The sequence below is a fragment of the Aeromonas mytilicola subsp. aquatica genome, assembly GCF_044336385.1.
Lineage (GTDB): Bacteria > Pseudomonadota > Gammaproteobacteria > Enterobacterales > Aeromonadaceae > Aeromonas > Aeromonas rivipollensis.
The window spans coordinates 624,437-645,976 of sequence record NZ_CP172298.1 but is presented as its reverse complement, the minus strand read 5'-3'; the positions used below and the strand labels follow the sequence as shown (position 1 = coordinate 645,976).

Below are 21,540 nucleotides of genomic sequence, written 5' to 3'. Positions count from 1 at the left end.
AGCGTTAAATCAGGCCGGTGGCCGGTTCAAAACCAAACTTGATATTTATGCACTGCATCGCCTGGGAGGCGGCCCCCTTGAGCAGGTTGTCGATGGCGGACACCACCACCAGCATGTTGCCCTGCTGCTGCCAGGCGAGGTCGCAGTAAGGGGTATTGGCCACGCCACGGATGGAAGGCATCTGGCCGGTGAGGCGTACCAGGGGCTTGCCTTCATAGGCCTTGAGATAGGCTTGATCCACCTGGGTCTGCGTCACGCCATCCGCCAGTTGCACATAGATGGTGGCCAGTATGCCCCGCACATAGTTGCCGAGGTGGGGCTGGAACAGCACCCCCTTGCCCAGGTGGTGGCTGATCTCCGGCTGGTGTCTGTGATTGAAGGTGCCGTAGGGGCTCAGGCTCACTTCGCAGAAGCTGGTATTGATGGCGGCCTTGCGGCCGGCCCCGGAGACGCCGGACACAGCGTTGATGATGGGCTGCCATCCCTCGGCAATCAGACCGGCCTGCTGCAGCGGCTTGAGGGCGCAGAGGGACGCGGTCGGGTAGCAGCCGGGCACCGCAATCAGCTGGGCGGCGGCAATGGCATCGGCATTCCACTCCGCCAGACCGTAGACGGCCTGTTCCAGCCACTGCTCGCTCTCGTGGGTGAAGCCGTAGAAGGAGGAGTAGAACCCCTGATCCTTGACCCGGAAGGCACCGGAGAGATCGAACACCGGCAGTCCCTTGGCCAGGAACTTGGGGGCAAGCTCGGCGCTCACCTCGTGGGCGGTGGCCAGCAGCACCAGATCGGCCTGGGTCAGGATCCGGGTCATGCCGTCCTCGTCCAGCGGCAGCAGCGGCTGATCCAGCTCACCGACCCACTGGGGATGCAGAGAAGAGAAGCGCTTGTGTGCGTCCTGGCTGCCGGCGGAGACATAGAGGCCGAACAGCTTGAGCTCTGGATGGTTCTGGACCAGTGCGGCCAGTTCGGCCCCCGCGTAGCCACTGGCACCGACGATAACGGTATTGAGCATGTTTGAGTATTCCAAGTCTGGGTTCGAAATTCACAGCGTGGTGCTGCGGTGCAAGGGGTCGGCTATCGCCCCTTAGATGCAACGAGTGCGGAGGGGCAATTCAGGCGGATATGCGTCGTCGGTTACAGATCAGGTGACAGAACATTAACTTTCCCTTACAACTAGAAGCCTTGTTGATGAGCGCTCGAACAGAATATTCATGCACTCACTTTGCATTTGTATTTTCTAACAGAAACACTCCGGGGACGCAAGGAGCAGCTGATGGCCAATCTGGATTTTTTTTCACTTTATAAGAATATTATTGCGATTCCCTCTATCAGCAGCACGGATCCCCGCTGGGATCAGAGCAATGAGGCGGTGATCCGGCTGCTGGCCGACTGGTTCGGCCAGCTGGGTTTCCAGTGCGAGGTGACGGCGCTGCCCGACCTGCCGGGCAAGTTCAACCTGGTGGCGACCTATGGCCAGGGGGAAGGCGGCCTGCTGCTGGCGGGCCACACCGATACTGTGCCCTTCGACGAGGGGGGCTGGAGCAAGGATCCCTTCAAGGTGACCGAGGAGGGCAACCGCCTGTACGGGCTCGGCACCATCGACATGAAGGGCTTCTTCGCCTTCATCGTGGAGGCGCTCAAGGAGGTCGATCTCAAGACGCTCCGCAAGCCGCTGCGCATCCTGGCCACCGCCGACGAGGAGACCACAATGGCGGGGGCCCGTGCCATTGCCGCGGCCGCCGAGATCAAACCCGACTATGCGGTGATAGGTGAGCCCACCGGGCTGGTGCCCGTGGTGGCCCACAAGGGCCACATGTCCGAGGCCATTCGCATCACGGGCAAGAGCGGCCACAGCTCGGATCCCGCCAACGGGGTCAACGCCATGGAGATCATGCACAAAGCCATGGGCCAGGTGCTCAAGCTGCAGCGGGATCTCAAGGAGCGCTACGCCGACCACAGGTTCGCGGTGCCGCAACCCACCCTGAACCTCGGCTACATCCAGGGGGGCGACAGCCCGAACCGCATCTGCGGCTGCTGCGAGCTGCACATCGACATGAGGCCAACCCCGCAAGTTGGGCCGGATGAGCTGATGGGCATGCTGAAAGAGGCGCTCTCCCCCATCGAAATCCACCAGCCGGGTTGCCTGCACCTGCAGCACCTGCACGAACCCATCCCGGCCTATGCCTGCGAGGAGGGCTCAGATCTGGTACGGGAAGCCGAGAAGGCGAGTGGCCGCGCCGCCGAATCCGTGAACTATTGCACCGAGGCCCCCTTTATCCAGCAGTTGGGATGCCAGACAATAGTGATGGGCCCGGGCCATATCACCCAGGCCCATCAGCCGGACGAGTATCTGGATCTGTCGTTCGTCAAACCGACCACGGCTGTGCTGCAGCACCTGATCCGGCGTTTCTGCGTCTAGCTCGACGGGAATGTAAGTAAGTTACATGACAAGCCGCCCAGGGACAGGTGAGGGAAATACATGTTCTGAATCGGCTTGTTATTTGACCTTGCGCAGACAATCTGGGTAGATTGTCCCCCTAAGATGACGGAGCATATGTTGTAATCGCACAACAATAAGTGAGGCTGCCTCTCCCCCCGGAAGGTCAAGGGGCACCAACAAAAATAAGGATGTGGAATGAACGAAAAGTACGCCGCACTACGGGCCAACGTAGGCATGTTGGGCCAACTGCTGGGTAAATCCATCAAGGATCATCAGGGTCAAGCCTTCCTCGACAAGATTGAGACCATTCGTCAACTGGCCAAGTCCTCCCGCAAGGGCAACGAGACAGACCGGGAACGCCTGCTCGAGACCCTGCGTACCCTCTCCGATGACGAGCTGCTGCCGGTGGCCCGCGCCTTCAGCCAGTTCCTCAATCTGGCCAACGTGGCGGAGCAGTTCCACACCATCTCCCGCCGCTGCGAAGAGCAGGAGTGCACGCCGGACCCGCTTGAGCAGATGTTCGCCAAGCTGAAAGCATCCAACCTCTCCCAGGAGGCCATCATCCAGGCGGTGCGCGAGCTGGACATCGATCTGGTGCTGACCGCCCACCCCACAGAGGTGACCCGTCGCACCCTGATCCACAAGCACGTCCAGCTCAACGACTGCCTGGAAGCGCTGGAGCTCTCCGATCTGCTGCCCCGCGAGCGGGACAAGATCCTCAATCGCATCGAACAGCTGGTCAATCAGGCCTGGCACACCAACGAGATCCGCGAACAGCGCCCGACCCCGGTAGACGAAGCCAAGTGGGGCTTCGCCGTGGTGGAGAACAGCCTGTGGCCGGCCATTCCCGAATTCATGCGCAACCTGGACGAGCGTCTGCAACACCACCTGGGTGTGCGCCTGCCGCTGGATGCCGCGCCGGTCAAGTTCACCTCCTGGATGGGCGGTGACCGCGATGGCAACCCCTTCGTCACCGCCAAGGTGACCGCCGAGGTGCTGGAGCTGGGCCGCTGGATGGCGGTCAACCTCTTCTACAAGGACATCAAGGAGCTCACCTCTGAGCTCTCCATGGCCGACTGTACCGAGGCCCTGCGCGCCCAGGTCGGTGACAACCCCGAGCCCTACCGCGCCCTGGTGCGCGAGCTGCGCGAAGCGCTGCGCGAGACCCAGGAGTTCCTCACCGCCAAGGTGCAGGGTCAGGCGAGCGAGAGCCGCGATCTCATCAAGACCACGGCCCAGCTGCGCGAGCCCCTGGAGCTCTGCTACCACTCCCTGCACGCCTGCGGCATGGGCAACATAGCCGACGGCATGCTGCTGGATGTGCTGCGCAAGCTGGCCTGCTTCGGCATCCATCTGGTCAAGCTGGACATCCGCCAGGATGGCGAGCGTCACGGTCAGGTCTTCTCCGAGCTGACCCGCTACCTCGGCATGGGGGACTACGCCGAGTGGAGCGAGGACGACAAGCAGGCCTTCCTGCTCAACGAACTGAACTCCCGCCGCCCGCTGATCCCGACCGACTGGGCGCCGAGCGACGAGACCCGCGAGACCATAGATACCTGCCGGGTGATCGCCGGTCACGACCCGGATGCGTTCGGCATCTACATCATCTCCATGGCGGGCGCCCCCTCGGACGTACTGGCGGTGCAGCTGTTGCTGAAGGAAGCCGGCTGCAAGTTCCGCATGCCGGTCGCACCGCTGTTCGAGACCCAGGAAGACCTGATGGCGGGCACCGCCGTGATGGATCGCCTGCTGTCGGTGGACTGGTATCGCGGTTACATCCAGGGTCGCCAGTACGTGATGATCGGCTACTCGGATTCCGCCAAGGATGCGGGCATGATGGCCGCAGGCTGGGCCCAGTACGCCGCCATGGAATCCCTGGTGGGGCTGGCTGAAGCCAACAACATCCGCCTCACCCTGTTCCATGGCCGTGGCGGCACCGTCGGTCGCGGCGGCGCCCCCGCCCATCAGGCGATCCTGTCCCAACCGCCGGGATCCCTGCGCGGTGGTCTGCGGGTCACCGAACAGGGGGAGATGATCCGCTTCAAGTTCGGTCTGCCCAAGGTCGCCATCCACAGCCTGAACCTCTACACCAGCGCCGTGCTGGAGGGGAACCTGCTGCCGCCGCCCAAGCCCAAGGAGTGCTGGCGCGCCGTGATGGAGCAGCTGGCTACCGTCTCCTGCGATCACTACCGCAGCATAGTGCGCGGACACCCGGACTTCGTGCCCTATTTCCGCGCCGCCACCCCTGAGATGGAACTCGGCAAGCTGCCGCTAGGTTCCCGTCCCGCCAAGCGCAAGCCCAACGGCGGCGTCGAGAGCCTGCGCGCCATCCCCTGGATCTTCGCCTGGACCCAGAACCGGCTGATGCTGCCGGCCTGGCTCGGTGCCCACAAGGGCCTGCAGCAGGCCATAGATGACGGCCAGAAGAGCGTGCTGGACGAGATGAGCCGCCAGTGGCCCTTCTTCCGCACCCGCCTCGAGATGCTGGAGATGGTGTTCCTCAAGGCCGACCTCTGGCTGGCGGAGTACTACGACACCCGCCTGGTGCCGCAAGAGCTGTGGGCCCTCGGCAAGCAGCTGCGTCAGGAGCTTGCCGACTCCATCCAGGTGGTGCTGGAGCTGCGCCCGCAGGGTGACCTGCTGGACGACCAGCCCTGGATCAAGGAGTCCATCAAGCTGCGCAACCCCTACACAGACCCGCTCAACGTGCTGCAGGTCGAGCTGCTGGGTCGCTCGCGCAAGAACCCTGAGACCCTGCACCCCGAGCTGGATCAGGCGCTGATGGTCACCATAGCCGGCATAGCGGCAGGTATGCGCAACACGGGTTGATGGCCGGGCTATCCAGCTTCACTTCCTGACATAAAAGGGCGCCTATATGGCGCCCTTTCTATTTTGGCTATCCAGCCCCTAGGCAATACGGTTGCGTCCCTGGCGCTTGGCCTCGTAGAGGCGCTGATCCACGCACAGCAGCCAGTCATCCATGCAGCGGTAGCCCATCTGATAGGGGGTGAGGCCCACGCTGATGGTGACGGCTATTGGCTGGTGCTGATGCAAGAAGGGGTGCTGCTCTATCTGCTGGCGGGTGCGATCCATGATGGCGCGGGCCTCCTCCTGGGTGGTGCCGCGCAGCAGCATGATGAACTCCTCCCCGCCGAACCTCGCCACCAGATCCTGGCTGCGCACCGCCTGCATCAGCAGACGGGCCAGCTCCTCGAGCACGGCATCACCGGCAAGGTGGCCATGCTCATCGTTGATCTGCTTGAAGAAATCGATGTCGATCAGGGCCAGGCAACAGGCTTCCCCCTCGGCCGGATGGCGCTGGATGTGCTCGAGCAGCACATTGGCCTGACTGAAGAAGCTGCTGCGGTTGGGCAGTTTGGTGAGAAAGTCGTGTTCGGCGTTGAAGCGCAGCACCCGCTCCATGTGGCTGCGTTCGTCCTCCAGATTGCGGGCGTGGATCAGGGTGCCCAGGGCAGTGGTGAGCGGCTCCAGCAAGCTCACCAGGGTTTCGTCGAAGCCGCCCGGGCGGTTGGCCAGGGCTATCATGCCGATGGCTTCCCCCTTGTGGCGTATGGGAATGCCGAGAAAGCTGTCCAGATGGGGGTGACCCCGGGGAGAGACGCCGCGACTCGCCGGATGACTCGGCAGATCGTTGCAGCACACCAGGGTGTTGTGAGTGACCACGTGGCCGAACAGGTTGTCGAGCTTGTTGAAGATGAGCCCCCCTCTGCTCTGGCGTTGCTGCTCGTACCAGGCGTGGGTCGCCTGATCCCAGGAGATGTTGGAGATGGAGGGGATGTAGAGGCTGGGACGCTCCTCTTCGTACTGGATGATGCCGATGAAGCCATAGGCGCTCTGACTCACGCTCAGCAGCCGCTCGAAGACGGTGTCGCAGGCGGAGCCGAGATTGCGATCGAGCAGAAAGCTCTGGTGGGCGGCCACCACTATGTCGAACAACTGGCTCTGCTGCTCGACGCGCTGCTCCGCCAGCACTTCGGGGGTGATGTCATGGGCCAGCTTGATCACCCCGAGCAGGGTCCCCGCCTCGTTGGTGATGGGCATGTAGGTGGCGTGGATCCAGACACTGCCGCCCCCGCGCATGATGCGGCGAAACGACCCCGAGCGGATCTCGCCGCTGAGCACCCCCTGCCAGAAGCTATCGTGCTCCTCCTGCTGCTCGGGGGGAAGCAGCAACAGGTGGGACTGACCTATCAGCTCCTCGGAGGCATAGCCGATGAGGTCGCAGAACAACCCATTGACCGACACCATGCGGCCATCGAGATCGAACTCGGCTATGCCATAGGCTCGGTCCAGGGCGGTCAGCCGGGCAAGGGCGTCATAACGCCCCAGGGTGCCCATGTCGATGAAGCTGTTTACCGGGGTATTCATGGCCAGGATTCCTTTCGATCGCCAACACCTGCTCACAGCCAGTATAGGCAGGGGGAGAGACAGCCCCAGATCATAGGTGTGAGGCGGCCGTTTCGCGAATATGGGCCACCCCCAAGATGAGCACCATCGAGGACGGCCACTTGCCATGCCCGCCGACCGGGCGCAGACTGTCTGGCCTTGTTTAGGCCCGAGGAGACCCCATGACACCTGCCATCAACCTGCTGAAGAAGCTCAAGATCCCCCACAAGCTCTACCCCTACGAGTGCGAGGCCCACGACGATTTCGGCAAGCATGCCGCGACCCAGCTCGGCCTGCCCCAGGCTCAGGTGTTCAAGACCCTGCTGGCCCACCACGACAAGCAGGCGGTGGTCGCCATAGTCCCCTCCTCCGGCATGTGCAGCCTCAAGCAGCTCGCCAAGGCCACCGGGCTCAAGAAGGTGGAGATGATGAAACCGGCCGAGGCCGAGAAGCTGACCGGCTACAAGGTGGGGGGCATAAGCCCGCTGGCCCAGAAGAAGCTGCTGCCGACCGTGCTGGACGACTCCGCCATGGCGTTTGACGAGATACTGGTGAGCGGCGGCAAACGTGGCCTCTCGGTCGGGGTGGCGCCGCAGGACATGCTGACCCTGCTGAAGTGGATCGCCGCCCCCATCGGTGAACACTAAGGGACGAGCACCATGAGTAAGGCCACTCGTTAAGCAAGATCCAGCATGAGAGAGGCCCCGCAATCGGGGCCTCTCTCGTTTTGCCAGTGGGGCCCGGGACCACAGGCTTATGGCGTCATCCGGCAGGCGGCGGTCAGCTCTGAGAGCCGCAGCCGCTGGCACCCCTGTTCGTCGAAGTTGGCATCCGCCAGCCAGCGCTCGAAACAGCCCTTCAGGGCGGGCCACTCGCCGTTTATCACAGAGAACCAGGCGGTATCCCGGCTGTGCCCCTTGTCCACCCTGGCCTGGCGGAAGGTCCCCTCGTAGCTGAAACCAAGGCGCAGCGCCGCCTGCCAGGAGGGCCGATTCAGGGCATTGCACTTCCACTCGTAGCGGCGATAGCCCAGGGCGAAGGCATTGGCCATCATCAGCGCCATGGCCGCCGTCGCCAGCCGCGACTGCTGCAGGGCTGGCGAAAAGTGCAGCCAGCCCACCTCCACGCTGCCTGCGGCGGGGTCGATGCGCAGGTAGCTGGCAAGCCCCAGCGCCCGGCCACTCCCCTCATCGACAATGGCATAGAACTGGGGATCGACCCTGGCGGCGACTCCTCGCAGCCAGGCCAGCATGGCCGCCTCGTCCTCGAAGGGGCCGCTGGTGAGATAGGTCCACATGGCCCCACTGTCGGCACTGAAGGCCTGCCACAGGCTGCCGCCGTGGCGCTCGGGATCGAGCGGTTCGAGACGACAGCCCCAGCCCCTCAGCACCCGGTGAGGGGGGAACTCGGCGCCACGCCAGTCGGGCAGAGACTCGCCCAGGGGCTGGCCATGGCCGTTGAAGACGGGGTCAGCAGGCACAGGCGATCCCCCCTTCCAGCAGCACGCCGGCCTCGCTGCCGGTAGCGACGGCGAAGCCGTCCTGGCGCCACCAGTGCAGACCGCCGATCAGCTCCTTGACCCTGAAGCCCAGGGCCGCCAGCTTGTAGGCCCCCTGGGTCGAGCCGTTGCAGCCAATGCCATCGCAGTAGCAGACATAGACCTTGTCCCGCGACAGCCCCTGCGTGGTCGTCGGGCTCATGGTGCTATGGGGGAAGGAGATGGCACCGGGAATATGAGCCTCGGCGTAGTGCGCGGGGGAGCGGGTGTCGATGACCACTATGCTGCCCCCCTCAGCCGCCTCCCCGGCCAGCAGATCGGCGGCGAGATCCGCCGGATCGGTACGAAACTTCAACTGGGCCTCGAAGAAGGCGCTGGCCTCCAGCGGGCTCGCGACACCGGTACTCAATACATGACTCATCCTGAACCTCCTTGTGATTAGAGCGCTATCTCTGTGGTGACGACTGTGTTGACCGAGTTGGCGATAAAGCACTCCTCGTGAGCCTGATGGTGCAGCCGCTCCAGCGCGGCGAGGTCGGGCTGGCGCTCGCCGCCAAACCGCACCCTGGGGCGCAGGGTGACCCGGGTGATGGATTGGCGACCCCGCTCGTTTCTCTCCATGAAGCCGACCGCCTCATCCCGGTAGCTCTCCACCAGATAACCCGCCCTGGCGACCAGCCAGAGGAAGGTCAGCATGTGACAGCTGGAGAGGGATGCGACGAAGGCCTCCTCGGGATCCACGTGCTCGGCCACCGACCAGGGCAGAGGCACCACATGGGGGGAAGAGGAGGCGGGCACCCTGACTCCGCCGTCAAACGCCCACTCATGGGCCCGGCTGTAGCGCTGATCGACAAAGGGCTCGCTGGCCCCTCGCTGCCAACTGATGGTGGCGCTGTATTCCGACATGCAGACTCCTTCTGTGACCAATGTGTGTTGCCAATGGGATTGCTTCACTGCCTTGTCCACCAATGTAGCGACAAAATGGCCTTGCCACGCCGACCAATTTTGCCAATATGGGCAGACCAATTTATCCGCAACGGGAAGTGTCATGACAGTCCTGCCGACCCTCTTTGCCAATCAGCAACAAAACGATCTTCCCCTGCACGAACAGCTGGTGCGCACCCTGCGGGAGGCCATGTCCGGATGGGGGGGCCACCTGCCCCGGCCCCGCGGAGGCCAGTCATGACAGTCCTGCCGACCCTCTTTGCCGACCAGCAGCAAAACGATCTTCCCCTACACGAACAGCTGGTGCGCACCCTGCGGGAGGCCATGTCCGGATGGGGGGGCCATCTGCCCCAGCCCAGCGGAGGCCAGTCATGACTGTCCTGCCGACCCTCTTTGCCGACCAGCAACAAAACGATCTTCCCCTGCACGAACAGCTGGTGCGCACCCTGCGGGAGGCCATGTCCGGATGGGGGGGCCACCTGCCCCGGCCCCGCGGAGGCCAGTCATGACAGTCCTGCCGACCCTCTTTGCCGACCAGCAGCAAAACGATCTTCCCCTGCACGAACAGCTGGTGCGCACCCTGCGGGAAGCCATACTGGCGGGCCATTTGCCGCTGCACGGCAGGCTGCCGGCCAGCCGCATGCTGGCCCGGGATCTCGGCGTCTCCCGCAGCACGGTGGAGCTAGCCTATGGCCGGCTGGAGGCGGAGGGGTATCTGGTGCGCAAGGTGGGGGCCGGCAGCTTCGTCGCCCTGGCGGCGGTGCGCCCCGCGCCGCGCCCGCCCCAGTCGGCGGCGGGGCTCTCTCGCCGTGGTCAGGAGATGGCGCAAGGGGGGGCCTGCCACGAGGTGCCCGAGGTGGGCAGCTCCTTTGCATCCAGCCAGCCGGATCCCCGCCTCTTTCCCCAAGCGCTCTGGGGTCGCCTGATGCAGCAGCAGTGGCGCCAGGGTGCCAGCGACTGGATGAATTACGGGGATCCCCAGGGGTTGGGGGAGCTTCGCGCCGCCATCAGCAGCTACCTGGTGCAGTCGCGGGGCGTGGTGTGCGAACCGGAGCAGATCCTGATCCTCACCAGCTCCCAGCAGGGCATATTGCTGGCGACCCAGCTGCTCATCGATGCCGGTGACACCGTCTGGGTGGAGGATCCGGGTTATCCCGGCGCCCGTACCGCCATGGAGAGCGCCGGCGCCCGTATCCACCCGGTGCCGGTGGACGAGGAGGGGCTCAATCCTGCCGGTGAACACCCCAGTCCCAGGCTCATCTACTGCACCCCGGCCCACCAGTACCCCCTGGGCGTACCCATGAGCCTGCCGCGCCGCATGGCACTGCTGGCGGAGGCCGAGCGGCGCGGGGCCTGGATCCTGGAGGACGACTACGACGGGGAGTACCAGTACGATCAGCGGCCGCTCCCCGCCCTGCAGGGGCTGGATGGCCAGGGGCGCGTCCTCTATGTGGGGACCTTCAGCAAGGTGCTGTTTGGTTCCTTGCGTCTCGCCTACCTGGTCTTGCCACGCCCCCTGATGGAGGCCTTCAGCCGAGCCCGCGCCGCCGTCGATGGCCACAGCAACCAGTTGCAGCAGGCGGTCACCGCGGACTTCATCCGCGCCGGGCACTTCGCCACCCACCTGCGCCAGAGCCGCCTCGTCTACCAGAGCCGGCGGGATCTGCTGCTGGCCGAGCTGGCCGAGCACTGCCCCCAGCTCACCCCCATCCACAGCGGCGCCGGGCTGCAGTGCGCCGTGCGGCTTCCCGCCGGGGGCGAGGCCCGCTGGACCGAGGCGGCCAACGCCCGGGGGTTGGGGCTGCGCCCCCTGCACCAGTATCACCTCGCCCCTCCTACCCGGGAGGGCTGGCTGCTCGGCTTCGGCTGCCTCGACAACCAGACCCTGCGCCAGCTGTGTCGCCAGCTGGGCGCGCTGATGGAAACCGTCTGAGACCAGGCCCAGAGGTCAGAGGAGCCGGGGGCCATTAGTGCTGTGTCGCCGCTGGGGCACCGAACTATAATGGGCACAATCCCGTTGTAGAACCCGGCCAAGATGTATCGACTCCTGCTCCTGCTCCTCACGCTCTCCCTCTCCTCCTCCCCGATGGCGGCCACCCGATTTACCCTGCTCAGCCCGGAAAACGAACAGGATGCCCGCATGGACTACTACCGGGAGGCGATGCGGCTGGCGCTGGAGAAGACCCGCCAGCAATATGGCGACTACGAGCTGCGCGACTCCCTCAAGATGAACAAGGCGCGGATGCGGCTCGAGGTGCAAAAACCGGGCAAGAGTGCCCTCTTCATCGTCGACAGCTGGCCCCAGAAGACTCCTCACTCCGAGGTCAGCCTGATCCCCTTCCCCATCGATCTCGGCATTCTCGGTTACCGGGTCTGCTTCGTCGGTGCCGACCGTGCGGATGCCCTGGCCGGGGTCCGTACCCTGGCCCAGCTTCAGGCGTTCAGTCAGGGGAGTGGCAAGGGGTGGCAGGATGCCGACATCCTGCGCCACAACGGCTTCCAGGTGCAGGAGGTGGACAACTACGAGTCGCTGTTTCGCATGGTGGCCCGTGGCAGGGTCGATCTTTTCTGTCGCGGCGCCAACGAGATACTGGCGGAGTGGGAGACCCACCACCCCAGGCTGCCGACCCTCACCGTCGATCCCCATGTGGCCCTCTTCTACCCGCTGATCCACGCCTTCTACAGCCATGCCACCTACCACAAGGAGCGCGAACGCATCCAGCTCGGCCTGCGGCTGGCCTGGCAGGACGGCTCCCTCAAGCGGCTCTGGCGCCAGCACTTCCAACCCTCCCTGGCGTTCACCCAACTGGCCTCGCGCCAGCTGTTCAGGCTGAGCAACCCCCAGCTGCCCGGCGAGGGGAGCGACTACAGCTCCTATCTCTATGATCCGGCCCGGGATGCCTTCGGCATGCCTCCCCACGACAAGGCGGACAGGGTCGGCAAGTAGCGCCTAGCCCCGCGCCCCCTGCTCGCGACACAGGGCGAGCCAGGCCTCGGCGGTGCGGGAGAGGTAGCGCCGACTCGGCCAGATCACTCCGAGACGCCAGCTCAGCTCCGGCAACAAGGGGCGCAGCACCAGGCCGTCCGGGGTCAGCCGCCGGCAGATGGGCTCGGGCAGGAAGGCGACCCCCATGCCGCTGCGCACCATGGCGGTGAGAAAATCCCACTGGCTGCTGCGCGCCGCCACCTGGGGCACGAAACCCGCCTGCTGGCAGGCCTGCTCCAGCCGCTCGCTCAGGGTGAAGGCCTGGGTGTAGAGCAGGAAGGGCTCCTCTTTCAAGTCCCCCAACCGGATCTCGCTGCCCCCGCGCCAGCGCGGCAGGTCCGGCAGCACCACCTGAATGGGATAGCAGTCCAGCTCCAGGGCGCTCAGTACCCCCTCTTCCTTGGTCGGCAGCATGGTGATGGCGAGATCCAGCTCCCCCTCCAGCACCGCCTGCTCGATGCGGCGCCCGCCGTACTCCACTATGGAGAGCTCCACCTTGGGGTAGCGGCTGCGGTAGGCGCGGATGAGATCCGCATAGACGTGACCCACCATGGGGGGGATGCCCAGCGCCAGGCGCCCGTGCTGCAGGCTCTGCAGATCCGCGAGCTCAGCCTCCAGCTGCTGCATCTGGGCCAGGATCAGCTGGCCACGGGCAAACAGCACCTGGCCGCTGTCGGTCAGGGTGAAGCTGTGCCCCTCCCGATTGAGCAGGGGCTGGCCCAACTCCTCCTCCATGCTGCGGATCATCTTGCTGATGGTGGGCTGGGTGACGAACAGCTTCTCGGAGGCGCGGGTGAAGCTCTTCTCCCGCACCAGTTCGACAAAGTAACGCAGGGCTCGGATATCCATGGGACGCTCGTCTGGGGTGATCGCCAAATAATGCCAATTTGGCATATTTTTCATAATTTAAATTCATTTTTTGCAGGTTTGGCCCCCGCTTATACTGTGACCAGGTTCACAGAAAGACGCCCATCATGAAAGCCTTCTGCCTTCGCTGGTTGCAAACCCCCTTCCAAATCGCCCTGCTGGCCGCCATCTGGCTGCTGGCCGACACAGCGGTACGCACCTTCCACCTGCCCCTGCCCGCCAACCTTACCGGCATGTTGCTGCTGCTCATCTGCATCCTTCTCGGGGTGGTCAAGGCCCAGTGGTTCAGCGCAGGTGCCCGCTGGCTGCTGGCGGAGATGCTGCTGTTCTTCGTGCCCGCCGTGGTGGCCGTGGTCAACTATCAGGAGCTGCTGTTGCAGGAGGGGTGGCGCATCATGGTGGTGCTGGTGACAAGCACTGTGCTGGTGCTCGGCACCACGGCCCTGGTGGTGGACAGGGTCTATCGCCTGGAACTGAAGCTGGCCCGCCGGAGTCGCCGCCATGTCTGACACCCTGCTCGGCCTGCTCTGCTTCGCCCTCACCCTGCTGTTCTACTACGCCAGCAAGTGGCTCTATGGCAAGAAGCGCATACTGCCGCTGATGCCGCTGCTGCTGGCCCCCGCCCTGCTGGTGGCGGTGGTGATGCTGTTCCACATCCCCTATCAGGACTACATGGCCGAATCCCACTGGCTGCTCTGGCTGCTGGGCCCGGCCACCGTCGCCTTCGCTGTGCCCGTCTACGAGAACCGCGCGCTGATGCGCCGCCACTGGCTCTCCCTGTCGGTGGGGGTATTTGCCTCCGTGCTCATGGCGGTGGGCAGCACTGTGCTGCTGGCGCGCTGGCTGAACCTCTCCGAGCTGCTGCAGCGCAGCATGGCCATGAGATCCATCACCACACCCTTCGCGGTGGAGGCGACTCGCTCTGTGGGTGGCAACGCCGATCTCACCGCCCTGTTCGTGGTGCTGACCGGGGTGATCGGCATGGCGGTCGGGGAGAGCGTGCTGACGGTACTCGCCATCCGCAGCCGCCTCGGCAAGGGGGCGGGTTTTGGCGCCTCGGCCCATGGGGCGGGCACGGCCCGGGCCTATCAGATGGGCAACGAGGAGGGGGTGGTCTCCAGCATGGTGATGATGATAGCCGGCATGGCCACAGTGCTGCTCGCCCCCCTGCTGGGCAAGCTGTTCTGGTAAGGCATTGTGACCACCAACGAGAAGAGGCGCCCAGGGGCGCCTCTTCTTTGTGTCATCCACCAGGCTCTTAGAGGCTGGCGCAGATCTGCCAGAGATCGTACTGAATGGCGGCTGCGGTCACTTCCCGGCCAGCCCCCGGCCCCTGAATGACCAGGGGGTTGGTGCGATAGCTGTCGCTCTCGATGGCGAACACGTTGTCACAGGGCAGCAAGTTGGCGAACGGGTGGTGAGGCTCCAGGGTCTCCAGTCCGACCCGCGCCTTGCCATCGTGCTCGAAGCGGGCGACGTAGCGCAGCACCTTGCCGACCCGACGTGCCCCCTCGAACGCGGTCTGGATGGGATCATCCAGATCTTTCAGCCTGTCCATGAACTGATCCGTGCTCACCTTGCGCAGGGAGACGGGCACCAGGTTCTCCAGCTCGATGTCGGCGGAGTCGAGCTCGAAGCCCGCCTCCCGCGCCAGAATGAGCAGCTTCCTGCGCACGTCCTGGCCGGAGAGATCCTCGCGAGGATCCGGCTCGGTCAGACCGTGCTGCCAGGCCTCGTCCACCAGCTCGGAGAAGGGGCGCGTGCCGTCATACTGCTGGAACAGCCAGGAGAGGGTTCCGGAGAAGATGCCGGAGACCCCCTGGATGCGATCGCCACTCTGGCGCAGCATCTGGATGCTGGACTGGATGGGCAGCCCGGCACCGACGGTGGCGTTGTAGCGCCACTGCACCTGGTGATCGCGACAAGTCTGCTTGATGCGCTGGTAGAACTCGCTGTCGGCGGCACCGGCAAACTTGTTGGCCGCTATGATGTGGATACCGAGCTGGGCAAAATCCGGGTAGTAACGGCTCACCGTCTCACTGGCGGTCATGTCCAGCGCAATCAGGGCATCGAAGCCGTGCTGCTCCAGCTGACCCAGCAGCTCCGGCCAGATCAGCGGCTTGGGATTGAAGTTGTCGCGCACCTTGAGGGGATCCAGCCCCTCCTCGTCCAGCAGGCCCCCTTCCGAGCTGAACACCCCGTAGAGGGTGAGCGCCATATTGAGCTCGTGCTCGAGCCGCGCCTTCTCGCGGGCGTAGAGCGCCAGCCAGTGACCGCCGATATTGCCCTTGCCGAACACCACCAGACCGACCCGGGTCGGGCGGCTGAACAGGGCGCTGTGCAGGGCGATGAGCAGGGGCTCCAGCACCACCTGGCGCACCACGGCCACCAGACTCAGGCCGTCTCTGGCCACCTGGACGAACTCCAGGGGCTGATCCGCCAACAGCTGATAGAAGCGGTGACACTGCTCGGCGTTGTCGGTCACGCCGGCCCCCACCAGGGCCACCAGACTGAATCCCTCTTTCTGGATGAGACCGGTGAAGCTGCCCTGCAGCTGGAAGTCGCGCAGTATCTCGAAGGCCCCTTCCGCCACTTCCAGGGTGTAGGCCAGGCGCAGCACCCGCCGATCCGGCTGACGCTGCAGGGTGAGCGGGTTGAGGCGATGACGGGCCAGATGGGCCTCGATGGCGGCCACCGTCTGCTCATAACCTGTCTGGGGCAGCACCTTGAGTTCGATGAGGGCTATCTGATCCACCGAGGAGACGATGCGCGCCCCGCCGGAGCGCGGTGCCCGGCGCAGTATGTGGGTGCAGCCCTCGTCCGGGTTGTAGCTGCAGCGCAGGGTGAGGCGCTGGCGGCTGTCGGCCACGGGTTGCAGGGTACGGGAATGGAGCACGGAGGAGCCGAGACGGGCCAGCTCGTTGGCCTCCGCCAGACTCAGGCGCTCCAGCAGGCGCGCCTCCTTCACCCGGCGAGGATCGGCGCTGTAGACACCGGCCACGTCGCTCCAGATGGTGGTGGACTCCCCGTCCGCCAGGGCGGCCAAGAGGCTGGCGCTGTAGTCGGAGCCGTTGCGGCCGAGCAGCAAAGATCTTCCTTCCATGTCGGCGGCGATGAAGCCGGTCACCACTATGCGGCCGGGGTGCTCCGCCAGACGCGCCTTGAGCAGCTCGCCGGAGATGGCGGCATCCACCTTGACCAGGGCGCCATCCTCGGCGCGCAGGAAGCTGCGGGCGTCGAGCCAGATGGCCTTGTCGCCACGGCTGGTGAGCAGGGCGGCCAGCAGGCGCGCCGACCACACCTCACCGAAGGCCAGCAAGCCGTTGCGCTCGAAGCGATCAAACTGCCCTTCCAGGGTCTTGGCGATCTGCTGCATGTCGTCGGTCAGCTGCTTGCTCAAGTCGAGCAGCAACTCCCCCTCCAGCAGGCCGTCGATCAGGCTCTGCTGGTAGGCGTGCAGGGCAGTGATGGCTTCGCCCGCGGCCTCGTCACCCGCCTCGGCCAGCTCCACCAGCTGGATCAGCCGGTTTGTGGTCTTGCCAGCGGCGGAGACCACCACCAGCTCTCTGCCCCCGCCCTGCTGCTCGGCCTGCTGTTCGAGAATGCTGGCGACCCGGCGATAGCAGACAGGATCCGCCAGACTGCTGCCGCCAAACTTGTGCACATGACGCCGCTTCAAGGCTCTCTCTGCCGCCACCGCACTCTCTCCTTGTTGTTGCTGTTCCATTACTTCACCTGTTCTGCCTGTTGTGCCAACTGCGCCTGTTCAAAGCCTTGAGCCAGATCGGCCACCAGGTCTTCACCGTGTTCTATGCCCACAGAGAGGCGCAGCAACTGGGCGCTGATGCCCGCCGCCTGCTGCGCCGCCGGAGTCATGGCCCTGTGGGTCATGCTGGCCGGATGGGCCACCAGGCTCTCCACCCCGCCGAGGGACTCCGCCACCGAGAACAGCCGCAGCGCCGCCAGGAAGGCACGCAGCCCCGTCTCGTTGCAATCGAGTTCAAAACTTAGCATGGCGCCGAAGCCGGACTGTTGACGGCGCGCAATCTCGTGGCCCGGGTGGCTCGGCAGGCTGGGGTGATAGATTTTTTTGACCAGCGGCTGCTGCTGCAGGAAAGCGAGAATGCGATCCGTGTTCTCCTGATGGGCACGCAGGCGCGGCGCCAGGGTGCGCAGGCCACGCAGGGTGAGGTAGGAGTCGAAGGCGCCGGAGGTGAGCCCCAGACAGTTGGCCCACCACACCAGGGACTCGGCCAGTGCCTGCTCCTTGGCGATCGCTACCCCGCCCACCACGTCGGAGTGGCCGTTGATGTACTTGGTGGTGGAGTGCACCACCACATCGGCACCCAGCGAGAGCGGCTGTTGCAGCAGCGGGGAGAGGAAGGTGTTGTCCACCACCACCTTGGCACCCACCTCATGGGAGGCGGCGGCGATGGCGGCCACGTCCACCACCCGCAGCAGCGGGTTGGAGGGGGTCTCTACCCACACCAGGGCCGGTTGCTGCGCCAGGGCCTCGGCGAGCGCGGCTTCGTCCCCCTGATCGACGAACTGCACCCTGTAGTGGCCCTTGGCCGCCAGATACTCGAACAGCCGCCAGGTACCGCCGTAGCAGTCGTGGGGGGCGATCAGCAGATCCCCCGCCTTGAGCAGGGCCGTGGTCACCAGATGGACGGCGCCCATGCCGGTGCCGGTCACCACGGCGCCGGCGCCCCCTTCCAGGGCCGCCAGCGCGTCCGCCAGATTGGTGCGGGTCGGGTTGCCTGAGCGGGCATAATCGTATTGACGGGGCTCGCCAAAGTCGGCAAAGGTGTAGTTGCTGGAGAGGTAGATGGGGGGCACAACGGCACCGTGCTGTGTGTCTGTCTCAATCCCGGTGCGTACCGCCAGGGTGGCCTTATGACTCATGATGCTCTCCTTGGCGCTGTGACTGTGCAGTTGATCTGTCTCTATGTCCGATACAACGTACCGCCAGGGTGGCCTTGTGGGTCATTTCCGCTCTCCTTGAAGTGTCTCTGGACGATGGCCGCTGTGCCTCTGCCACGGCTATCCTGCCATTGCTGGCCTATGGTGAACCACCTTACGCCACCTCAAAAAAGCCGTCAACACTTCTAGACGTCTAAATGGCTTTGCTGTTGGATTGCCATTGAATTCCTTAAGGGTTAAAATCCGCGCTCACGGCCAAACGAGAACAGGTGGAACATGGGTACAGAGTGGAACGGCGACTACGTCAGCCCCTATGCGGAGCACGGCAAGAAGAGCGAACAGGTCAAGAAGATTACCGTCTCGATCCCGCTCAAGGTGCTGAAAGTGTTGACCGATGAGCGCACCCGTCGCCAGGTGAACAACCTGCGTCATGCGACCAACAGCGAGCTGCTCTGTGAGGCCTTCCTGCACGCATTCACCGGTCAACCGCTGCCCTGTGACGACGATCTGCGCAAGGATCATCCGGACAGCGTCCCCGCCGAGGCGCGCGCCATCATGGAGGCGCTGGGCAAAGAGATCGAAGATTTCGACGCCGAGTAATACGGCGGCCCATGGCACATAATCCCCCCTCTTCGATGACGCGGCCCGGTGCCGCGTCATCCCTATCCGCCCCCTGTCCGTTCAGCCTGCGCCGCTACCAGAGCGACATCAGCAGCCACAGCCACGACTTCGCCCAGCTGGTGATCCCCCTGGACGGCCCCCTCGAGATCGAGGTGCAGGGCCAGGGGCGCCGCCTCGCCCCTGGCTTTGCCTGCGTCATAGCCCCAGGTGAACGTCACGACTACGCCGCCGATCCGGCGCTCTCCTTCCTGGTGCAGGAGAGCCACTGGCTGCCCGAGGCGCTGGGCGAGCGCCCCTTCATCCCCCTGGACGAGCCCCAGCGCCACTACCTCGCCTTCCTGCATCAGATGGTGCGCCAGGGTCGCCATGTGGCCGGCATGGAGCAGATCTGGCTGAGCCTCCTGGCCCAGGGTCAGGGTATGGGCCCCGCCCTGGCTCCCCGCATGACAAGAGTGCAGCGCCACATCGAGGCCCACCTCGCCGAGCCCCTTGGCAACGAACTGCTCGCCGCTGTTGCCTGCCTCGGCCAGAGCCAGTTCAAGCACGCCTTTCGCCAGCAGTTCGGCATGAGCGCCTCCCACTACATCCGCGGGCGGCGCATGGCGCTGGCACGCACCCTGCTGGCCCACGGCACCCTGCCCATAGGGGAAGTAGCCAGCCGCTGCGGCTATCAGGATCAGGGAGCCTTCGCCGAGCGCTTCCTGGCCGAGACGGGGCTGACACCGTCGCGCTGGCGCCAGCAAAACGGCCGGCAGCCATAACAGTCCGGCCCCTTGCCGAAGACAGGGGCTGCCGTTTCGAGGCATGCTGGGGCCAATGCGAGGTGTGTGAAAGGAGGAGCCAAGATGCAGACCATAAGCTGGCAAGAGTTCGAGATGGTGGAGCTGAGGGTGGGCACCCTGGTGCGGGTCGAGCCCTTCCCCGAGGCGCGCAAGCCTGCCTACAAGGTGTGGGCGGATTTCGGCCCCGAGCTCGGGGTGCGCAAGAGCAGCGCCCAGATAACGGATCTCTATCAGCCGGAAGATCTGGTGGGGCGCCAAATCGTCGCCGTGGTGAACTTCCCTGCCAAGCAGATAGGCCCCATACAGTCGGAGTTTCTGCTGACCGGCTTCTACCGGGCCGATGGCGCCGTGGTGATGGCCATCCCGGAGCAGGCGGTGGAGAACGGCGCCAAGCTGGGCTGATGCCCTGGCTCCATGAAATGAGAAGAGGCGACCCCGGGGTCGCCTCTTCTTTTTCTGGCCGCAGCGCCGCTGTTACTTCAGCAGGCTGAAGACCAGGGCCGAGACAGCCAGCGAGCCGGTCAGCAGGATAAAGCCGTTCACCCAGCCCTGGCGGAAGCGGGCCAGCGCCTCCACCTTGTAGATGGCCACCACCGGCATGATGAAGAGGATCATGGCGATGACGGGGCCGGAGAGGGTCTCCATCAGACCCAAGATGCCAGGGTTGATGACAGCAGCCCCCCAGATGGCGAAGAACATCAGGGCGATGCCGAGCTTGTCCGCCTTGGCCAGCGACAGCCCTGTGGGCTTGGCGATCAGGCTTTTCAGGCTCTCCCGGGCCCCGAGGAAGTGGCCGAGGAAGGAGGAGCTGATGGCGATGAAGGCGATGAGCGGCCCCAGGGTCACTATCACAGGGTTGTCTGTGATGTTGGCGAGATAGGAGAGCACGGAGACGTTCTGCGCCTTGGCCTCGGCCAGCTGGGCCGGGGAGAGGCTCAGCACGCAGGAGAAGACGAAGAAGAGCACGAAGCCCACCAGCATCACTGTGGTGTTGCGCAAGATCAGGCCGCTCTTGGCTTCTGCCTGCTCGCCATATTCACGGCGCTGCACGTTGGCAAAGCCGGAGATGGCGGCGGCGTGGCTGAAGGCGAACACTGTGACCGGCAGCGCCAGCCAGACGGTGTTGAGGAAGCTGCCACCCTCAAAGGCGGTCACTTGTGGCCACTGCCACTGGGGGATCAAATAGCAGGAGAGCGCCGCCAGAATGGCCGCCAACGGGTAGACCATGAAGGCAAAGGCCCGCAGCATCGCCTTCTCCCCCGCCATCATCACCGCAATCATGGCGAACACCAGCAGGCCGGAGAGCATCACCCGGTTCGGGGCATCCATGCCGAGCTGGTTGATCATGAAGCTCTCCACCGTGTTGGTCAGCCCGACGCCGTAGATGAGCAGGATAGGGAAGATGGAGAGGAAGTAGAGCGCCGAGATGAGGCGACCGGCCATCTTGCCGAAGTGCTCCTCCGCCACCTCGGTGAAGTCGGCGTGGGGACGGGAGGAAGAGAGCACGAAGCGCGCCAGCCCGCGGTGAGCCAGGAAGGTCATGGGGCCGGCCAGCACGGCGACGATAACCAGGGGCCAGATGCCCCCCAGACCCAGGTTGATGGGCAGGAAGAGGATGCCGGCACCAACGGCGGTGCCAAACAGGCTGATGACCCAGTGGGTATCGTGACGACGCCAGCCGGTGCTGGCAGTGGTGGAGTGGGAACCGGATAACTCCCGGGAGATCTCAGCAGATGAACTCATTGATAAACCACTTATATATAGTATTAAAATCTAAGAATATTGTGCTCCTTTAGCATTTAATTCTCAAAAATGGAGGTTGGCAGATCTCACTGGCAAAGCTCGGCTCAGCCAGTGAGATTGGGCGGAATTTCCAGTCCACCTTGTTCAGTTAAACCTTTAAACAGGCAATTTATCGAAATATAAAACCAAAATATCACTATTGGTCGATTTTTTATTTCGACCGATGCGGGGTTTTTAGAATTACCTGAAAATAGATGCCAGCACTTTGGGTTTGGCTGTGATGATCCACTACAGCAATCCATGAAAGTAGCGAATACCCCTGAATATG

22 protein-coding genes are annotated in these 21,540 nt (G+C 64.3%); 13 read left to right on the top strand and 9 right to left on the bottom strand.

The window, feature by feature from the left end; all coding sequences use genetic code 11:
- Positions 1–4: 4 nt before the first annotated feature.
- The gene (gene argC / locus ACFWHB_RS03235; protein ID WP_025328309.1) at positions 5–1,012 is read right to left on the bottom strand and encodes an N-acetyl-gamma-glutamyl-phosphate reductase; all 1,008 of its coding nucleotides are present in this window, start codon (positions 1,010–1,012) and stop codon (positions 5–7) included.
- Positions 1,013–1,273: 261 nt separating this feature from the next.
- Between argC and argE the strand changes: the two genes are divergently transcribed.
- Positions 1,274–2,419 carry an acetylornithine deacetylase gene (argE, locus tag ACFWHB_RS03230; protein WP_262111901.1) on the top strand — a complete coding sequence of 382 codons (1,146 nt, stop codon included), beginning with the start codon at positions 1,274–1,276 and terminating at the stop codon, positions 2,417–2,419.
- A gap of 216 nt (positions 2,420–2,635) precedes the next feature.
- On the top strand, positions 2,636–5,269 hold the full coding sequence (gene ppc / locus ACFWHB_RS03225) for a phosphoenolpyruvate carboxylase (RefSeq protein ID WP_234676746.1): 2,634 nt from the start codon (positions 2,636–2,638) through the stop codon (positions 5,267–5,269).
- 78 nt (positions 5,270–5,347) lie between these two features.
- Here ppc and ACFWHB_RS03220 read toward each other — a convergent pair whose 3' ends face one another.
- On the bottom strand, positions 5,348–6,829 hold the full coding sequence (locus tag ACFWHB_RS03220) for a GGDEF domain-containing protein (RefSeq protein WP_395949446.1): 1,482 nt from the start codon (positions 6,827–6,829) through the stop codon (positions 5,348–5,350).
- Positions 6,830–7,029: 200 nt separating this feature from the next.
- On the opposite strand from ACFWHB_RS03220, the gene ybaK reads away from it, so the two are divergent.
- The gene (gene ybaK, locus ACFWHB_RS03215; protein WP_106885775.1) at positions 7,030–7,494 is read left to right on the top strand and encodes a Cys-tRNA(Pro) deacylase; all 465 of its coding nucleotides are present in this window, start codon (positions 7,030–7,032) and stop codon (positions 7,492–7,494) included.
- A 107-nt stretch (positions 7,495–7,601) separates the two neighbouring features.
- On the opposite strand, the gene ACFWHB_RS03210 is transcribed toward ybaK, so the two are convergent.
- The 3 genes from ACFWHB_RS03210 to ACFWHB_RS03200 are packed head-to-tail and all read right to left on the bottom strand — an operon-like array spanning position 7,602 to position 9,251.
- Entirely contained in the window at positions 7,602–8,327 is a 726-nt protein-coding gene (locus ACFWHB_RS03210; RefSeq protein WP_395949445.1) for a GNAT family N-acetyltransferase, read from the bottom strand.
- Complete coding sequence (locus tag ACFWHB_RS03205; RefSeq protein ID WP_163154679.1) at positions 8,317–8,766, bottom strand: rhodanese-like domain-containing protein; 450 nt, start codon at positions 8,764–8,766, stop codon at positions 8,317–8,319. Before ACFWHB_RS03205 ends, ACFWHB_RS03210 begins: the two co-directional genes overlap by 11 nt.
- 17 nt (positions 8,767–8,783) lie before the next feature.
- Complete coding sequence (locus ACFWHB_RS03200; RefSeq protein ID WP_395949444.1) at positions 8,784–9,251, bottom strand: OsmC family protein; 468 nt, start codon at positions 9,249–9,251, stop codon at positions 8,784–8,786.
- A gap of 142 nt (positions 9,252–9,393) precedes the next feature.
- On the opposite strand from ACFWHB_RS03200, the gene ACFWHB_RS03195 reads away from it, so the two are divergent.
- From ACFWHB_RS03195 to ACFWHB_RS03175, 5 genes are all read left to right on the top strand, one after another.
- Positions 9,394–9,531, top strand: a complete 138-nt coding sequence (locus ACFWHB_RS03195; protein WP_234566975.1) for a hypothetical protein — start codon at positions 9,394–9,396, stop codon at positions 9,529–9,531.
- Positions 9,528–9,665 (top strand): hypothetical protein, encoded by a 138-nt coding sequence (locus ACFWHB_RS03190; RefSeq protein ID WP_163137619.1) that lies wholly within the window; start codon positions 9,528–9,530, stop codon positions 9,663–9,665. The genes ACFWHB_RS03195 and ACFWHB_RS03190 overlap by 4 nt, the downstream gene beginning before the upstream one ends.
- Entirely contained in the window at positions 9,662–9,799 is a 138-nt protein-coding gene (locus ACFWHB_RS03185) for a hypothetical protein (protein WP_395949443.1), read from the top strand. The genes ACFWHB_RS03190 and ACFWHB_RS03185 overlap by 4 nt, the downstream gene beginning before the upstream one ends.
- The gene (locus ACFWHB_RS03180; RefSeq protein WP_395949442.1) at positions 9,796–11,223 is read left to right on the top strand and encodes a MocR-like pyridoxine biosynthesis transcription factor PdxR; all 1,428 of its coding nucleotides are present in this window, start codon (positions 9,796–9,798) and stop codon (positions 11,221–11,223) included. The genes ACFWHB_RS03185 and ACFWHB_RS03180 overlap by 4 nt, the downstream gene beginning before the upstream one ends.
- A 102-nt stretch (positions 11,224–11,325) precedes the next feature.
- Positions 11,326–12,237, top strand: coding sequence for a hypothetical protein (locus tag ACFWHB_RS03175; protein WP_262111916.1), 912 nt, complete (start codon positions 11,326–11,328; stop codon positions 12,235–12,237).
- Between the two features lie 3 nt (positions 12,238–12,240).
- On the opposite strand, the gene ACFWHB_RS03170 is transcribed toward ACFWHB_RS03175, so the two are convergent.
- On the bottom strand, positions 12,241–13,125 hold the full coding sequence (locus ACFWHB_RS03170) for a LysR family transcriptional regulator (RefSeq protein WP_262111918.1): 885 nt from the start codon (positions 13,123–13,125) through the stop codon (positions 12,241–12,243).
- A gap of 125 nt (positions 13,126–13,250) precedes the next feature.
- On the opposite strand from ACFWHB_RS03170, the gene ACFWHB_RS03165 reads away from it, so the two are divergent.
- On the top strand, positions 13,251–13,652 hold the full coding sequence (locus ACFWHB_RS03165) for a CidA/LrgA family protein (protein WP_262111920.1): 402 nt from the start codon (positions 13,251–13,253) through the stop codon (positions 13,650–13,652).
- A complete protein-coding gene (locus ACFWHB_RS03160) occupies positions 13,645–14,334 on the top strand; it encodes an LrgB family protein (protein WP_111910520.1) in 690 nt (229 codons plus the stop codon). Before ACFWHB_RS03165 ends, ACFWHB_RS03160 begins: the two co-directional genes overlap by 8 nt.
- Positions 14,335–14,401: 67 nt before the next feature.
- Here the strand turns inward: ACFWHB_RS03160 and ACFWHB_RS03155 are convergent, their stop codons facing one another.
- Both ACFWHB_RS03155 and metB read right to left on the bottom strand, forming a co-directional pair.
- Positions 14,402–16,870 carry a bifunctional aspartate kinase/homoserine dehydrogenase II gene (locus ACFWHB_RS03155; protein ID WP_139745281.1) on the bottom strand — a complete coding sequence of 823 codons (2,469 nt, stop codon included), beginning with the start codon at positions 16,868–16,870 and terminating at the stop codon, positions 14,402–14,404.
- Positions 16,870–18,048: a cystathionine gamma-synthase gene (metB, locus tag ACFWHB_RS03150; RefSeq protein ID WP_395949441.1), complete on the bottom strand. Its 1,179-nt coding sequence runs from the start codon at positions 18,046–18,048 to the stop codon at positions 16,870–16,872. Before metB ends, ACFWHB_RS03155 begins: the two co-directional genes overlap by 1 nt.
- 294 nt (positions 18,049–18,342) lie before the next feature.
- Here metB and metJ point away from each other — a divergent pair, with 294 nt between their 5' ends.
- The 3 genes from metJ to ACFWHB_RS03135 all read left to right on the top strand — a co-directional run bounded on the left by metJ (position 18,343) and on the right by ACFWHB_RS03135 (position 19,871).
- Positions 18,343–18,666: a met regulon transcriptional regulator MetJ gene (metJ, locus tag ACFWHB_RS03145; protein ID WP_005327165.1), complete on the top strand. Its 324-nt coding sequence runs from the start codon at positions 18,343–18,345 to the stop codon at positions 18,664–18,666.
- A 35-nt stretch (positions 18,667–18,701) separates the two neighbouring features.
- Complete coding sequence (locus tag ACFWHB_RS03140; RefSeq protein ID WP_392415178.1) at positions 18,702–19,448, top strand: AraC family transcriptional regulator; 747 nt, start codon at positions 18,702–18,704, stop codon at positions 19,446–19,448.
- Between the two features lie 84 nt (positions 19,449–19,532).
- Positions 19,533–19,871, top strand: coding sequence for a tRNA-binding protein (locus ACFWHB_RS03135; RefSeq protein ID WP_106885764.1), 339 nt, complete (start codon positions 19,533–19,535; stop codon positions 19,869–19,871).
- A gap of 72 nt (positions 19,872–19,943) precedes the next feature.
- On the opposite strand, the gene ACFWHB_RS03130 is transcribed toward ACFWHB_RS03135, so the two are convergent.
- A complete protein-coding gene (locus tag ACFWHB_RS03130; RefSeq protein ID WP_395949440.1) occupies positions 19,944–21,212 on the bottom strand; it encodes an aromatic amino acid transport family protein in 1,269 nt (422 codons plus the stop codon).
- Between the last annotated feature and the right edge of the window lie 328 nt (positions 21,213–21,540).